Annotated in this window: 14 protein-coding genes; 7 read left to right on the top strand and 7 right to left on the bottom strand. The window is 30.7% G+C overall.

Annotation, left to right across the window (positions count from 1 at the left end; all coding sequences use genetic code 11):
* The first annotated feature begins 92 nt into the window (after positions 1-92).
* The 4 genes from BLU40_RS11930 to BLU40_RS11915 all read left to right on the top strand — a co-directional run bounded on the left by BLU40_RS11930 (position 93) and on the right by BLU40_RS11915 (position 5,579).
* Positions 93-1,406: a DEAD/DEAH box helicase gene (locus BLU40_RS11930; protein ID WP_090123764.1), complete on the top strand. Its 1,314-nt coding sequence runs from the start codon at positions 93-95 to the stop codon at positions 1,404-1,406.
* 37 nt (positions 1,407-1,443) lie between these two features.
* Positions 1,444-2,121: a tRNA (guanosine(37)-N1)-methyltransferase TrmD gene (gene trmD, locus BLU40_RS11925; protein WP_090123761.1), complete on the top strand. Its 678-nt coding sequence runs from the start codon at positions 1,444-1,446 to the stop codon at positions 2,119-2,121.
* Between the two features lie 86 nt (positions 2,122-2,207).
* Complete coding sequence (gene rplS, locus BLU40_RS11920; protein WP_090123758.1) at positions 2,208-2,561, top strand: 50S ribosomal protein L19; 354 nt, start codon at positions 2,208-2,210, stop codon at positions 2,559-2,561.
* 771 nt (positions 2,562-3,332) lie between these two features.
* Positions 3,333-5,579 carry an NADP-dependent isocitrate dehydrogenase gene (locus BLU40_RS11915; protein WP_090123756.1) on the top strand — a complete coding sequence of 749 codons (2,247 nt, stop codon included), beginning with the start codon at positions 3,333-3,335 and terminating at the stop codon, positions 5,577-5,579.
* Positions 5,580-5,657: 78 nt separating this feature from the next.
* Here the strand turns inward: BLU40_RS11915 and BLU40_RS11910 are convergent, their stop codons facing one another.
* On the bottom strand, positions 5,658-6,482 hold the full coding sequence (locus BLU40_RS11910; RefSeq protein ID WP_245729943.1) for a mechanosensitive ion channel family protein: 825 nt from the start codon (positions 6,480-6,482) through the stop codon (positions 5,658-5,660).
* A 96-nt stretch (positions 6,483-6,578) separates the two neighbouring features.
* Between BLU40_RS11910 and murQ the strand changes: the two genes are divergently transcribed.
* From murQ to BLU40_RS11895, 3 genes are read left to right on the top strand one after another with little or no spacing between them, the layout of a single operon-like run.
* Positions 6,579-7,400: an N-acetylmuramic acid 6-phosphate etherase gene (gene murQ, locus BLU40_RS11905; protein WP_090123752.1), complete on the top strand. Its 822-nt coding sequence runs from the start codon at positions 6,579-6,581 to the stop codon at positions 7,398-7,400.
* Positions 7,366-7,611 (top strand): DUF6095 family protein, encoded by a 246-nt coding sequence (locus tag BLU40_RS11900; RefSeq protein ID WP_139170958.1) that lies wholly within the window; start codon positions 7,366-7,368, stop codon positions 7,609-7,611. The genes murQ and BLU40_RS11900 overlap by 35 nt, the downstream gene beginning before the upstream one ends.
* A complete protein-coding gene (locus BLU40_RS11895) occupies positions 7,611-8,666 on the top strand; it encodes an ATP-grasp domain-containing protein (RefSeq protein WP_090123747.1) in 1,056 nt (351 codons plus the stop codon). Before BLU40_RS11900 ends, BLU40_RS11895 begins: the two co-directional genes overlap by 1 nt.
* Here BLU40_RS11895 and BLU40_RS11890 read toward each other — a convergent pair.
* From BLU40_RS11890 to BLU40_RS11865, 6 genes are all read right to left on the bottom strand, one after another.
* Complete coding sequence (locus tag BLU40_RS11890; protein WP_090123745.1) at positions 8,655-9,815, bottom strand: T9SS type B sorting domain-containing protein; 1,161 nt, start codon at positions 9,813-9,815, stop codon at positions 8,655-8,657. The two genes, BLU40_RS11895 and BLU40_RS11890, sit on opposite strands and share 12 nt — an antisense overlap.
* 6 nt (positions 9,816-9,821) lie before the next feature.
* Positions 9,822-11,120, bottom strand: a complete 1,299-nt coding sequence (locus tag BLU40_RS11885; RefSeq protein WP_090123743.1) for a hypothetical protein — start codon at positions 11,118-11,120, stop codon at positions 9,822-9,824.
* 5 nt (positions 11,121-11,125) lie between these two features.
* On the bottom strand, positions 11,126-13,567 hold the full coding sequence (locus BLU40_RS11880) for a beta strand repeat-containing protein (protein WP_139170957.1): 2,442 nt from the start codon (positions 13,565-13,567) through the stop codon (positions 11,126-11,128).
* A 133-nt stretch (positions 13,568-13,700) separates the two neighbouring features.
* The gene (locus BLU40_RS11875; protein WP_090123739.1) at positions 13,701-14,408 is read right to left on the bottom strand and encodes a hypothetical protein; all 708 of its coding nucleotides are present in this window, start codon (positions 14,406-14,408) and stop codon (positions 13,701-13,703) included.
* A gap of 57 nt (positions 14,409-14,465) precedes the next feature.
* The gene (locus BLU40_RS11870) at positions 14,466-15,401 is read right to left on the bottom strand and encodes a hypothetical protein (protein ID WP_090123737.1); all 936 of its coding nucleotides are present in this window, start codon (positions 15,399-15,401) and stop codon (positions 14,466-14,468) included.
* 213 nt (positions 15,402-15,614) lie between these two features.
* On the bottom strand, positions 15,615-16,103 hold the full coding sequence (locus tag BLU40_RS11865; protein ID WP_090123735.1) for a DinB family protein: 489 nt from the start codon (positions 16,101-16,103) through the stop codon (positions 15,615-15,617).
* Positions 16,104-16,137 lie beyond the last annotated feature (34 nt).

The following is a 16,137-nucleotide window of genomic DNA, read 5'->3' as shown; positions in this document are numbered from 1 at the left end:
GGTTGCTAGTTACTGGTTACTGGTTTTTGTTTTTTAATTTACTACTCTAAACCTTTGCAAGGTTCTAACAAAAAAACAAGTACATTTGCCAAATGGCAAAAAACTTTAAAAACCAACAAGATATTTTATGCAAATTAGGTATAAAAAAACTTAACCCAATGCAAGAAGAAACTTTTAAAACAGTTACTTCTAGTGCCGAAACTATTTTACTATCACCAACCGGAACAGGAAAAACATTAGCTTTTCTACTACCTTTAATCAATGGATTAAACCCAAACATAAAAAATATTCAAGCATTAATTATTGTTCCTTCAAGAGAGTTAGCCATACAAATTGAGCAAGTTATCCGCGAGATGGGTAGCGGTTACAAAGCAAATGCTGTTTACGGTGGAAGGTCAGGCTCCAAGGATCGATTCGAATTAAAACATCCACCTGCTATTTTAGTTGGAACGCCAGGTAGGGTTTACGACCATATTGAAAGAGAAACCATAGACATAAAAGATATTAAAACATTAGTTTTAGATGAATTCGACAAATCTTTAGAAGTTGGTTTTGAAGATGAAATGAAATTTATAATAAACTCATTACCTTCAATAAATAAAAAGATTTTAACATCTGCCACACAAAAAGTTAAAATCCCTCCTTTTATGAATCTTAAAAATCCTAAAAGAATAAATTATTTAAGTCAAAAAACTTCAAAACTAGCACTAAAAACAATTGTTACTAACAAAGAAGATAAGCTAGACTCATTAAAACAATTACTTGGACACATTGGTAATGCTAGTGGAATTATATTTTGTAATTTAAAAGCAAGTATAGAGTTTGTAAGCGACTTTTTATACGATCAAAAAATAAATCACGGTTGTTTTTCTGGCGATTTAGAACAAATAGACCGAGAAAGAGCATTGATAAAATTTAGAAATGGAACTCATAAAATTTTAGTTGCAACAGATTTAGCTGCACGAGGAATTGACGTTCCAGAAATGGATTTTATTATTCATTATGAATTACCTCAACGCCTTGATGAATTTACCCATAGAAATGGTCGTACAGCAAGAATGCATAGCAATGGAACTGCCTATATTTTAAAATGGAAAAACGAAGAGTTACCAGATTTTATTGATGGTAATGAAGAACTAAAAATTACTTCAAACAAAAAAGCAGCTAAAAGCAATTGGCAAACACTATATATTTCTGGAGGAAGAAAAGACAAAATTTCAAAAGGAGATATTGCTGGTTTATTTTTTAAACAAGGTAATATTAACAAAAACGAACTTGGTATTATAGAATTAAAACAAGATTGTGCGTATGTTGCTGTTTCCTGTTCTAACATACATCATTTAATTACTAAGGTAAACAACACCAGACTAAAAAAGAAAAAAGTTAGAATTAGTATTTTAAAATAATGCTTTAAAATTTCAACTAAAAAAATAACTTTGCACTATGCGAATTGATATAATTACCGTTTCACCAGAATTAATTAAAAGTCCGTTTGAATTTTCAATAATTAAACGTGCTATTGACAAAAAACTAGTTGAAGTTCATTTTCACGATTTAAGAACATATGCCTTAAACGATTACGGAAAAATTGATGATTATCAATTTGGTGGCGGTGCAGGAATGGTTTTAATGGTAGAACCTATAGACAAATGCATTTCTAAACTGAAAGCTGAAAGAGATTATGATGAAATAATTTATATGACTCCAGATGCCGCAACACTTAACCAACAAACGGCCAACACTTTATCTTTAAAAGAAAATATGATTATTCTTTGTGGCCATTACAAAGGTGTAGACCAACGAGTACGTGATTTATTTATTACTAAAGAAATATCTATCGGCGATTACGTATTAAGTGGTGGAGAATTAGGCGCTGCTGTTTTATGCGATTCAATAATTCGATTAATTCCCGGCGTTTTAGGAGATGAAACATCTGCTTTAACAGACTCTTTTCAAGACGATTTACTATCACCTCCTGTATACACAAGACCATCTGATTATAAAGAACTTAAGGTGCCAGAGATACTTTTATCAGGTAATTTTCCTAAAATAGAAGAATGGAGAAATGACCAAGCGCTAGAAAGAACAAAAAAAATTAGACCAGACCTGTTGGAAGATTAAATATTTTAACTAAATTTGCAAACTCAAAATCAACCTCTGACGAGAATCGTGAATGTTGACCATTGAAAACCATTAAAACTAAAAAAATGGAAAATTTAGTAAAATTTATACAAGACGAATTTGTAACTAAAAATGAATTTCCTCAATTTCAAGCAGGAGATACTATTACCGTTTATTACGAAATTAAAGAGGGTGACAAAACTCGTACACAGTTCTTTAGAGGAACAGTTATTCAAAAAAGAGGAACTGGAACTTCTGAAACATTTACAATTAGAAAAATGTCTGGAACAGTTGGTGTAGAGCGTATTTTCCCTGTAAATTTACCAGCAATTCAAAAAATTGAAGTTAACAAACAAGGTAAAGTACGTAGAGCACGTATCTATTACTTTAGAGGTTTAACAGGTAAAAAAGCAAGAATTAAAGAACGTAGACGTTCTTAATAAGCTTTTACAAACTTATTTAAAACCCGCTTTGATGTTTCAAAGCGGGTTTTTTGTTATTAACAATTGTTAACAACCACGGTTCACATCTTGTTGATATTAAAATAGTTATAAATTTGTTTTTTAATTTTTTATCCACTTAATTTACATAAGAATTAACAGAGATACATGTTAGCTTTAATAAGATAAAATGTGAATTTCATCAGGTTACAACTAACAATATTAAAAGTTATATTCTAATGTTCTTGAACATAGTTTTTAAAATCTAAACTAGTAATAGTAAAGGATCAAAGTATTTAGCATGAATATATGAAACTAAGATTTTAAAAACATTTTTAAAATAGTACTTTAAAACAAGTTTTTATGAAAATAGAAACAACAAAGTTTTAGGACAGCTGTTTTAAAAGAAACATTTTACAAGTAAGAAGTTGATTCGTAAGAACCAGCAAGTTTGTAGAGTTTTGGTTTGCAAACCTTGAGAGAGGATTGTAAAATTAAAAGTTTAAAATAAACTTATTAAAAATGTTTCAGCAAAAAGCCATGATACTGAGAAATCAATATGATGGCTTTTGTTTTTATTCACCTTTATCATTCTCTTAATTTTAACTATCTATTTTTACATTAATTATAATTTGACCCACCTATTTATAACGTTTTCGGAGCTAATTTAACCGTATTATTTATTACATTTGCACATCTTCAAAAGTAAAATTAACAGAAACACTATAATTACTATGTATTAGTAGTTACAGCTAAAAACATTAAAAACATATGAGTACTACACCAAAAATTATATACACTAAAACAGATGAAGCCCCTGCACTAGCAACTTACTCTTTTTTACCTATAGTTAAAGCTTTTACTTCTCCTGCTAATATAGATATTGAAACTAAAGACATATCACTTGCAAGTAGAATATTAGCTGTTTTTCCAGAGTTTTTAAATGACGATCAAAAAGTAGAAGATGCTTTAGCTGAATTAGGTAAATTAGCTAAAAAACCTGAAGCAAACATTATAAAACTACCAAATATTTCAGCTTCAGTTCCACAACTAAAAGCTGCAATTAAAGAATTACAAGCTTTAGGCTTTGCCATTCCTAATTACCCGGAAGATGCTGAAACGGCTAAAGAAAAAGATATTCAGAAAAAATACAATTCAGTAAAAGGTTCTGCTGTAAATCCAGTTTTACGCGAAGGAAATTCAGATCGTAGAGCTCCAAAAGCTGTTAAGAATTTTGCCAAAAACAATCCGCATTCAATGGGTGCTTGGTCTTCAGATTCTAAAACACATGTTTCAACAATGGGTGAAAACGATTTTAGATCTAACGAAAAATCATTGACAATTACGAAAGCTACTGATGTAAAAATTGAATTTACAGATGCTTCTGGTTCAAAAACTATTTTAAAAGAAAGCACTCCGTTATTAGAAAATGAAATTATAGATTCTTCTGTAATGAGTAAAAAAGCCTTGGTTACTTTTCTAGAGGAGCAAGTTAAAGACGCTAAAGATAAGGGTGTCTTATTTTCTTTACATATGAAAGCTACAATGATGAAGGTTTCTGACCCTATTATTTTTGGCCATGCTGTAAAAGTATTTTTTAAACCTGTTTTTGAAAAACACAGTGCTATAATTGAAGAAATTGGAGTTGAAGAAAATAATGGTTTTGGAGATTTAATTTCTAAAATACAAGCATTACCTGCTGATAAAAAAGCTGAAATTGAAGAAGATATTTTAGCTTGTTATGAGAATGGACCTGATTTAGCAATGGTAAATTCAGATAAAGGAATTACTAACTTACACGTACCTAGTGATGTTATTATTGATGCTTCTATGCCTGCAATGATTCGTACTTCTGGCCAAATGTGGAATGCTCAAGGAAACCAACAAGACACAAAAGCAATTATACCAGATAGTAGCTACGCAAGTATTTACGAAGCAACAATAGATTTTTGTAAAAAGAATGGTGCTTTTGACCCTACAACAATGGGAACTGTTCCTAATGTTGGTTTAATGGCTCAAAAAGCTGAAGAATACGGATCGCACGATAAAACTTTTGAAATTAAAGGAACTGGTGTTGTAAAAGTTATTGATACTGAAGGTAATACATTATTAGAACATAATGTTGAAGAAGGTGATATTTGGAGAATGTGCCAAGTGAAAGATGCTCCAGTACAAGATTGGATTAAATTAGCTGTAAAAAGAGCTAGAGCTACTAATACGCCTGCAATATTTTGGCTAGATAAAAATAGAGCTCACGATGCTGAATTAATTAAAAAAATAAATGCTTATTTACCAAATCACGATACAACAGGATTAGATATTCAAATATTATCTCCATACGAAGCAACGCTATTTACTTTATTCAGAATTAAAGATGGTTTAGATACTATTTCGGTTACTGGAAATGTACTTCGTGACTTTTTAACAGATTTATTTCCAATTTTAGAAGTTGGTACAAGTGCTAAAATGTTATCTATAGTACCATTAATGAATGGTGGTGGATTGTTCGAAACTGGTGCTGGAGGATCTGCTCCTAAACACGTTCAACAATTTGTAAAAGAAGGTCATTTACGTTGGGATTCTTTAGGTGAATTTTTAGCCTTAGCAGTTTCGTTAGAACATTTAGGCGAAAGCTACAACAATTCAAAAGCTTTAGTTTTAGCAGATGCTCTAGATGCTGCAACAGATAAGTTTTTAGAAAATAAAAAATCTCCTTCAAGAAAAGTTTTTGAATTAGATAATAGAGGAAGTCATTTTTATTTAACACTTTACTGGGCAGAAGCTTTGGCTAACCAAAGTAAAGATGCTGACCTAAAATTACTTTTTAATAAAATATATAAAGAATTACTAGCTACTAAACCTAAAATATTACTTGAGTTAAACGGAGCTCAAGGAAATGAAATTGATTTACAAGGTTACTATATGCCTAACGATAAATTGGCTAATGAAAAAATGAGACCGAGTAATACCTTTAACCAAATTATAGCTTCAATACCAGCTGAAAATGTATTAAATTAGAACCGTTTTTTACACCTAAAAAACAAAAAAGCGAGCATTTAATGCTCGCTTTTTATCTTACTAATCCTCTCTTCCACTCTATTTTTCCATTGTAACAACACGTTGTGGGAACGGCGCTTCATAACCTGAATTACCTAACGCTTCTACAATTTTTTGACGAGTATCCCAATAAACATCCCAATACTCTTCTACTCCAGAATAAGGTAATGCTAAAAGTTCTACTGCGTTTTCACCTAAATTATTTACTGCCACTCTTGGCTGTGGGTCTTGCAATACGTTTATATCTTCTTTTAAAATATCTAACACTATTTCTTTTGCTTTAGCAATATCAGTTCCATATCTAATTGCAAATGGCATATCAACTCTTAAAGTTCCTTTAGAAGTGTAATTCACAATTTTATTTGCTGTTACCGTACCATTTGGAATTATAGCTGTTTTATTCTGAAATGTTTCTAAAACTGTAACAAAAACAGAAATCTCTTTTACAAACCCTAATTCGCCATTTACTTCAATTAAATCACCCACTTTAAAAGGTCTAAACACTAACAACATAATTCCCGAAGCCAAATGACCTAAAGAACCATTAAATGCAGCTCCAATAGCAATACCTACACCTCCAAGTAATACTGCAAAAGATGTCATTGGAACACCAACTATTTGAGCTATTGTAATAAATAACAACGCTTTTAATCCAAAACCAATTAAAGTAATTAAAAAAGGCTTTAATGTTTCATCTACTTTAGATTTATCAAATCCTTTAGAAATTGCTTTCATTATCATTCTAATAATCCACAGCCCAATTATTAAAGAAACTAAAGCTCCTATTAAACTTAATCCCCATTCTCCAACTCCGTTAAAAATTGAACTAAAAAAAGAACTTAATGACTTCGATATGTTTTCCATTTTAATTTTATTTTTGTTTATATACATATGACACATTGTTACATAACAAGTCACTTATTTTATTAAATATTTACTTCAATTTAGTATTTTTGAAAAATGAGTTTTATAAAAATTACAGAACAGGCTTCTAAATACAATTATTTAGAAAAAATGAGCGTCAAAGAATTATTAACCAACATTAATAATGAAGACAAAACTGTTCCATTAGCAATTGAAAAAGAAATTAACAACATTGAAAAACTTGTAGAAAACATTGTTAGCAGAATGAAAATAGGCGGACGCTTATTTTATATTGGTGCTGGTACAAGCGGTAGATTAGGAATTGTTGATGCATCTGAATGTCCACCAACTTTTGGTGTTGATCATAATTTGGTTATTGGTATAATTGCAGGTGGAGATTCTGCCATTAGAAAAGCAGTTGAATTTGCTGAAGATTCAACAACACAAGGTTGGCTAGATCTAAAAGAGTATGATATTTCAAAAAATGATACGGTAATTGGAATTGCTGCTTCAGGAACAACTCCTTACGTAATAAGTGCCTTAGAGGAATGTAATAAAAATAAAATATTGACTGCGTGTATTACGTGTAACCAAAATAGCCCTTTAAGTAATGTTTCTATACATCCAATTGAAATTATTGTTGGACCAGAATTTGTTACAGGTAGTTCTAGAATGAAAGCTGGTACTGCACAAAAGCTAGCATTAAATATGATATCTACTAGCGTAATGATTCAGCTTGGAAAAATTAAAGGAAATAAAATGGTTGACATGCAACTATCTAACAATAAACTTGTTGAGAGAGGTGTAAAAATGTTAATGGAAGAACTTTCAGTTTCCAAAGAAAAAGCAACCGAACTGCTTTCAACATACAAAAACGTTAGAAATGCAATTAATAACTATACCAATGGCAACGGATAGAGACGAATTAACTAGAGGTTTAAAATATGAATTAGCAGCATTCCCGTTGTTAATTCTTGGTCCGGTATTAATTACTATTGGATTTAAAGCTCTTAAAGCAAACAATAATTATTTATGGTTAATTGCCGGAATTCTTGTTTCTGCAGGAGCAATAGTTTTAGGCTTTATGGGAATTAGAATTATTTTAAATGCTTTTTTTAATAAAGATTAATGGCTAAAATTAATTTAACAAAACTAACAAATTGGGAATATTGGCCTTGGTATATGTTTTACATTCCAAATTTACCTTATGCAATTTACCTTGCTATTAAAGCGAAAAGCTTAGTGTTTTTCTCTGCAACAAACCCTTGTATTTCTCATTCTGGAAACGGAAGTGAATCTAAATACAAAACGTTAGAATTAATTCCAAAAAAGTTTATACCTAAAACCATTTTTATTCAAAAAAATGAAACCTTTAAATGGGTTTTAAACCAAATTTTGGAAAACAATTTAGAATTTCCACTTATTATTAAACCAGATATTGGCTTTAGAGGCCTACTTGTAAAACAAATTCACTCTACTAAAGATTTAGAAGAGTACTTAGCAAAAAATAATTGCATTGATTTAATTCTTCAAGATTTTATTGATTACAAAAATGAATGTGGAATTTTTTATCATAGAATTCCAACTGAAGAAAACGGAAAAATTAGTTCTATAACTTTAAAAAAATTTCTTACAGTTCATGGTGATGGTAAAACAACTTTAGAAAATCTAATTTTAAACGATGATAGGGCGCAACATTATATAGATTTGCTTAGAGAAATTCACAAAGAAAAACTTCAAAAAACACCATATAACAACGAAGAAGTTCTTTTAACAGTCATAGGTAATCACGCTAAGGGAACTCAATTTTTAAACGGTAATCATTTAATTTCAAAAGAATTGGAAGATAGTATTGATGCGTTTATGAAACAAATTCCTGGCTTTTATTATGGAAGATTAGATTTAAAATTTAACTCTTTTGAAAACATTATAAAACAAAATGAATTCAAAGTATTAGAAATTAATGGTATTATTGCTGAACCTACGCATATTTATGATGCTTCTAAAAACACTTATTTCAATGCTTTAAAAGGATTTAGAAAGCATTGGAAAATAATGTACAAAACAGCAATTGCTAATAATAAAAAAGGGATAATGTTTGATTCTGTTTCTGATTTTTTAGGTAGTTTAAAACAGCTTAAAAAGTATACTTCTTTTATAAAAAAGCACAGCTTATCGTCTTAAGTAAATCCAGCCTTGCCAATTTACATTTTCATCCATAAATTTTAAAATGTAAAAGTAAGTTCCTTCTGGTAAACCTTTACTTCTTTTAATTGTTAAATCATGTTCTGAAAATCCGCCCCAGGTATTATCGTAACTCTTTTTACTATATACAAGTGCTCCCCACCTATTATAGATGTACAATACATTGTTTGGTCTTAGCTCAATACCTTCAATAACAAAAGTATCGTTAATTCCATCTCCATTTGGAGATATTCCAAAGTTATGGTTTTCAGAATTTTCGGTGTATTCAGATCCAACACTAAAAACATCACTACCAATAGTTATAACTTCATAATCATTTGGAACAAATGGTTTTGACTCTATTTCTCCTTCTTCTAAATCTCCTTCTATGTTCTCTTGTCCTAGATCAATCCATTTTTTAAGATCCTTACTCCAACCAACTACAGTTAAAGGTTCAAGATCTTCAGCCAAAGCTTCTATATTACTATCTATATTCCAAGTTAAAATTATTGATGTTTCTGTATCTCCATCTAAATCCCAAAACTCCACTTCACTAACTTTGTCTAAAACAAATTGCTTTTCTGTTGTATCAAAAGATTGAGAAAATGTACTTGGATTATTAGGATCTTCATTAAAATAAGCACCTGAATAAAATGTATTTTTAACCTGATTTGGAAGAATCATTGGTCTTAAAACATCATTATGACCAATAGGAAAAACAAACTCTCCTTCGTTAATTATTTTTGTATATCCATCTACATGTGTTAAATCTCCCTCACCTGCATATACTCCATAATTTATAAACTCTAAATTAATATTAGTAGAATTACGGGGTGTAACAATATGCCCAGAAAAAAAAGACAAATTATTTGTAATACCTAATGAAGTTTCTAAATACAAATTATCTTCAACATCTACTTCAACATTATAAAAAATAGATTTATTAGTACCAGAAACTACTAAAAAGTTTCCTTTATTATAAAAACCTGCTAGCCCTAAATTTTTATTAAAAACCCCATTATTTATTAAATCTGTATGAAAACCAATAGAGCCACCTTCATGTATTTGAACATTTCCATTGTTAAAAAATGCCGATTGACCAAAAGCAGTCTGGCATATTAAAAACAATAAAAATATCCTGATTTTCATTTAATTTTATTTATAAGCTGTATATAAAACAACTATGTTGTCTGATTTATTTGTAACATTTATTGTAAATCCATTTGTATTGAAGGATGTTAAACTACCTAAAGTTCTACCTAAAGCATTACCATTTTGGTCACTATATCTTAATCCAATACATCTACTACTTGAAGCGTATCTAGATATATCATTAATTGAATTTCCACTTCCTCCTATGTATATAACTTGTTGTGTTATGGTTCCGTCATCATCTCTTGCAAAACCATTCATAGTTCCAAATGAATTGGCTAAACCTTTATTATTATCTCCTGCAGCGTTATCAGTATCCATATCTAAAGTCTCTACATTTGCATGAGCAACAAAAGTTATTGAAGAAGGCTTAAAAGGTAATCCTGTAATAATTTTATTTCCTGTTGCAGAAATAATGAATTGACCAACATATACTGTTGTATTACTTTTCCAAGAAGCCTTTCCATTAGAGTCAGATGTTAATACTTTTCCATCTCCTTCAGTACCATCAACTATTTTTACTGAGCCATTAACTTGTAATTTTTCAGTTGGATCGCTAGTTCCAATACCTATATTAGCGTTGTTACCTAAAATTAATGTATTAGATTTTGTAGCTTCTGCGTTCGTTCCAATTGCTGTTGCATTTGTAACATACCCAGACGCATTAACTTTTGCATTGTAACCAATGGCATTAGAATTTTGACCATTAGCACTCACACTTGCATTTGCACCTATTGCTGTAGAATTTTGAGCTGAAGTATTAATTACAGCTCTGTATCCATAAACAGTTGTATTATTTGCATTTCCTTGAGCGCCAGAACCTACCACTGTTGAATTTTGATTATTCGCTTGAGTTTTAAATCCAATAGCTACTCCTGCATTACCTCCAACAACCGCTTCTCTTCCAATAGTAGTACCTTGATAAGCTGCCTTTGCATTATAACCCAATGCCGTAGATAATTGATAAACACTAATACGTCCTGATTCAATATTATTGGCTTTTAATACCAAATCTTCGTTATTTGTTGAACCTATAAAATAACCATTTGTTATGCTATTTCCTTTCAAAGACCAGCTATCACCATCTGTATTTTCGTTATTAACCCAACTAGTTCCATCAAATAGCATTATTTTTTTTGTTTCTGAATTATAAACTATAGCACCAGCTTCTAAAGGTGTAACTGCATTTATTTCTGAAGTTGTCCCTGATGGAATTCCCATTACAGAAAATTCATCCAATTGAGCATGTAAACTAATTGAAAACAAACATAATACTACAAAAACAATTATTTTAAACTTCATAATTTTTAATTAAGTTTTACGTCAACAACCACTTCTTTTGTTGCTGAAGTGTTAAAATACCAAACTTCATCTACAAAAACATCTGCTGTGGTACCATTATCTCCTGTAAGCACAAGCACATTAAACCCATTAGCTGTTTGCGAACCTGTTTCCACAGAAACTATTCTTGAGTCTCTTCTATTATTTGCATTTTCTACTTGAGCTCCGAAAGAAATATCATAGGCCGCACCATTTGGATGCGCATTATCAAAAGTTACTGTATATCTTCCTACAGCAGTACGAGAAACGCTACAACCAATTTTAAATAAATTAGTACCATTTCCTTGAATTTGAGCTGCAGCAAACACATAACCAATTGTTTCTTTTTCTATTGTAAGTGATGGTGCTGCAGGAGCATCAACCCAGTCTGTTCCACTAACAGTAGAAGATAACACTTGCCCAGCTGTACCGGCATCTCCATTAGAGTCTAAAACATCACCATCTAATTTTAATGTTTCTTTAATTGTTACTGTTGTACTATTAGACGTTTCATCAATATTTAAAGCTTCAATACCCCCAACTGTTAAACCAATCTCATCTGCTGCAGGTCTATAAAAACCAGTATTTGTATCATTCTTAAATCTATAAGAAGGTTCATTTACTGTTCCATTTGAATTAAGTACCCCTTGAGTTCCTGTAGCTCCAGAAACTTCTAATTTATTTGTAGGACTATTAGTTCCTATACCTAACCTATTATTTGTATTATCAAAAAATAATTCTACATTATCCTCTGTTGGCTTTCCATCAATTCCTGCAAAGAAAAGTGAACCAGTAGTTCCAGTATGCTCCAAATCGGAAAGAGGAACATCTAAATTTCCATTAGAATCAGTTATTCTTAAATAATCGGTTCCTGAAACATCTACTACACTAAATGCTGTATTAATTTCATTCGTAATACTTCCATCAACTTCTGTAAAAGTATTATTTATAACATATGGTAATGTAGAAGATCCATCTCCTAAAATTTGAATGTTAGTACCTGCATTAATCTCTGTTTCAGTACCATCTGCATATAAAGCAGAAAGATTTACCATTTTTGGTGCTCCTCCTGATTCTATACCCACTTGTAATTCAAAAGTTGAACCATTAAATGCAAAAAAGTTAATCTCTTGATCGTCTGTTGAAATATTACTTAGATCAACTTCATTACCACTTGTAGCTGGATTAGTTAAAGTAAGTATATTTGTAACTGGGTCCAGACTTAAATTGGAAAGCTCATTAGTAATATCAAAATCTGCATCGTTTACCAAGGCTCCTAATTCAACTGTTACTGGATTTCCATCTTCTATTTCAATTTCTAATGAAGTTCCTGTTAGAGTTGCCCCTGTTAAGTTTTGATTGTCTGAACTTATATAACCTGATAAATCTACGGTAGTATCTGCTCCTGTTCCATTTGATAACGTAATGGTATCGCCTGATAAAGCGATTGTTTGAGCATCGGTATTATCTAAATAAGGTGATAAATCTATGGTGGTTGCTCCTGTATTGTTTGTAATTGTTAAATCATTTCCTGATAATGATAAATCTTGTATTTCATTAGTAATATCAAAATCTGTATCGTTTACCAAGGCTCCTAAATCTACTGTTACTGGATTTCCATCTTCTATTTCAATCTCTAATGAAGTTCCTGTTAGAGTTGCCCTTGTTAAGTTTTGATTGTCTGAACTTATATAACCTGATAAATCTACGGTAGTATCTGCTCCTGTTCCATTTGATAACGTAATGGTATCGCCTGATAAAGCGATTGTTTGAGCATCGGTATTATCTAAATAAGGTGATAAATCTATGGTGGTTGCTCCTGTATTATTTGTGATTGTTAAATCATTTCCTGATAATGATAAATCTTGTATTTCATTAGTAATATCAAAATCTGTATCGTTTACCAAGGCTCCTAAATCTACTGTTACTGGATCTCCATCTTCTATTTCAATCTCTAATGAAGTTCCTGTTAGAGTTGCCCCTGTTAAGTTTTGATTGTCTGAACTTATATAACCTGATAAATCTACAGTAGTATCTGCTCCTGTTCCATTTGATAACGTAATGATATCGTCTGATAAAGCGATTGTTTGAGCATCGGTATTAATTGAAGATATTGGGATAGATAAAGTTCCATTTGAATCGGTAATTTCTAAATTTGTACCAACAACTTCAAATTTTGTATTAACTCCTCCTAATTCATCCCAACCTGTACCATTAAACACTTTAGTTAAATTGTTTGTTGTATCAAACCAAATATCATCGGTATTTGGGTTTGATGGTGCTGTAGTTGAAGTTGTAACAGTATTATTTACAACATCTATTTTTGTTCCTTTTTGATTAATAACGGTAACCTTTTGCGCAAAACCAATTTGCACATATGTTACACAAAGTGTAAACAACAAAACCCTTATCAATCTCTTGTAAAACATATCTTTTTATTATTAATCTAAATTTTTAATTCAAAACACTCATTTATTTTAATCCTTGTTATAAAGAGTTGGCTAATACTTTAACCAACTCTTTTTATATTTTAAAACAAGAATCAATTATTTTGGATAGCTTTTATTTTACCCATTGTACTTCAAAAATATCACCATTATAAATAGCCCAATCATTTGGAGCTCCAGCTTGAGGTACCAAAGTTACCGCACCTGCAGCAACAGTATAATCTACATTAGCTCTTAATTTTGCTCCATTTCTATAAACTGAAACTTTTTGGTATTCTGCTGGAATAGTTGCATCAGAAATTGCAGGTACTGTAGTATCTGCTGTAGCCTCTACCTCCATATGACCACCTTCTACTAAATCTGAAACTAACATTTTTTCTACCTCACCAGTTGCTTCATTTCTAACTAAAACAGTGTAACCACTTGTTCCAATAGTAGTTGCAGCAACTTCTTCAGTTTCCTCTATACCATCTACTATAAATGTACCTCCGTTTTCTAATGTAATCTTGAACTCTTTACCATCAGCTTTTATTTCTGTATCATCTGTTAAAGTACCACCTAATTGCCATGTAGAAACAATACCTCCGTCTGGAGCTTCATTAGTAAGTAAAGTTAAACCATTTTGAACTTGTAAAAATTTCTTAGTCCCTTTGTTGTCTATAACTCTAATTGTACCATTAAGCACTTTAGATTTTCCAGCATCTTCTATTTTAGCAATACCAGTTGCTCCGTCAGTTTGTTGTGCACTAACTGCTCCAACTGACATCATAAATATAGCTACTAAAGCTAATTTTAAACTTGTTTTAAATGTTCTTTTTTTCATTTTTTCTGTTTTTAAATTTTGGGTTATTCTATTTGTTTTTCTTTTAATATTTCTCTTTTAATAAAATTGTACTATTCTTATTTTGTCATTTTTATAGCAAACAGCTTCTGATTCTACTTCTATAGTAGTAGCGTTAATAGTTGTAAAATCTATTCGAACTCCATTTCTATACACATCAATGTGCTTGGGATTTGTTATTGGATACGGCGGAGAAAACTGACTTTGTCCATCGTTGGCTATAATTACAATTTCTTCTTCTCTTAATAAATTAGAAGGTTCAATTTTTTTCAATACACCTGTCGCTTTATCCACAACAACAAGTTCAACTTCATTTACATCTACCTCATTTTCTAAGCCTTGTAAAGCAAGTGTATTTGTAGCTGTTGTAGTTATTTCTGTAGGTTTTATAAGGTCTCCACCTAACTGAATAGTATTACCAACCTTAGTTAGACCATTATTAGCAGAAATACTACTAACTAACTCCCAATTTACTCCATTATATAAATAAACATCTCCAGAAGTTTGATCGAAATAAATGTTACCTTGATTTGGGTTTAAAACTGTCGCATTGTTTGGAACTCCTGTTCCACTGTAATTATTTTGACTCACTAAAACCCACTCACTTCCATTCCATAAGTTAACTTGTGGAATTCCGTTCTCATTATTAATCCAAAAATCTCCCGTTACATTATTGGTAGGTGCATTATTTGAAGTTGTAACATTTACGCCTTCATATGAATTACACATACTTTTCCACTCAACATCATTAAATAAAAACAAGCAATTCTCATCTACATTATATATAATAGCTCCTTTTAAAGGAGTTATTGCATTCATTTGATTAGTTGTTAACCTTGTTAAAACAAAAGCTTTATTCGTACTCTCTAATTCCAAAATTGAATTTAAATCAATTATAGAAGGGTTATCACCAATTTTAACTTGCGAAAAAATAGTGGTCGAGAATAATAAAAATAAAACTAATACTTTTTTCATTTTTTTAATGATTCAATTAAAACTCGGTTAAACATTACTGGTTATTTTGGACAAATCTATTACAATTTAAAAAAACCAAAACTAATTTTAGATTAAAAACTTATATTTATCGTTGAACAGTCCAAAACAATCGATAAGCAAAATAATCTACACGCTTACAATAATTGGACACACACTTTTTCTAAAGGTCACATTTAAAAGCAAATAGCTTTTTTAAGTAGTTAATTTTGGTGTAGTTGGATTAAAACCAAAATCTTCATCTGGCAATTCAATTCCTAGTTGAGTTACAACGTACCCAATACTTGCAAAATGATGAATTGCATGGCTGTGCGCCTGAATAAGAGCAGCACCTAAGGTGTAGTTCGCAGAAATAATTCCCATACCTAAATCATCTTTTACTTCAACTATACAATCAAGCATGGTAACATCTATTTCATTTAAAGACTTTATAATTCTATCAAAATATAAAATACCGTCTTTTGTATAGTTTTCAGCAAGTTGATTTCTTTTCCTATTTACTAAATTAACACTTTTTGAATCTAAACCTTCAAAAATACAGTCGAAAACATCTAATATATGACGCATATGCCCACCAATACTAGAATAATAAGGAGCAATGCTTGTATTGCTATACTCTTCATCAGAAATGTTTTCTAACAAACTAATTCCCCTTTTTAAATTGTTTTCAATAGCGCCTATCATTCAATAAATAATTTTGAGTTCGTAAATATAATAA

It is taken from the genome of Lutibacter oricola, assembly GCF_900106565.1.
Taxonomy (GTDB): Bacteria; Bacteroidota; Bacteroidia; order Flavobacteriales; family Flavobacteriaceae; genus Lutibacter; species Lutibacter oricola.
Note: the sequence above shows the minus strand (reverse complement) of the source record. Positions and strands in the feature narration are given on the sequence as shown.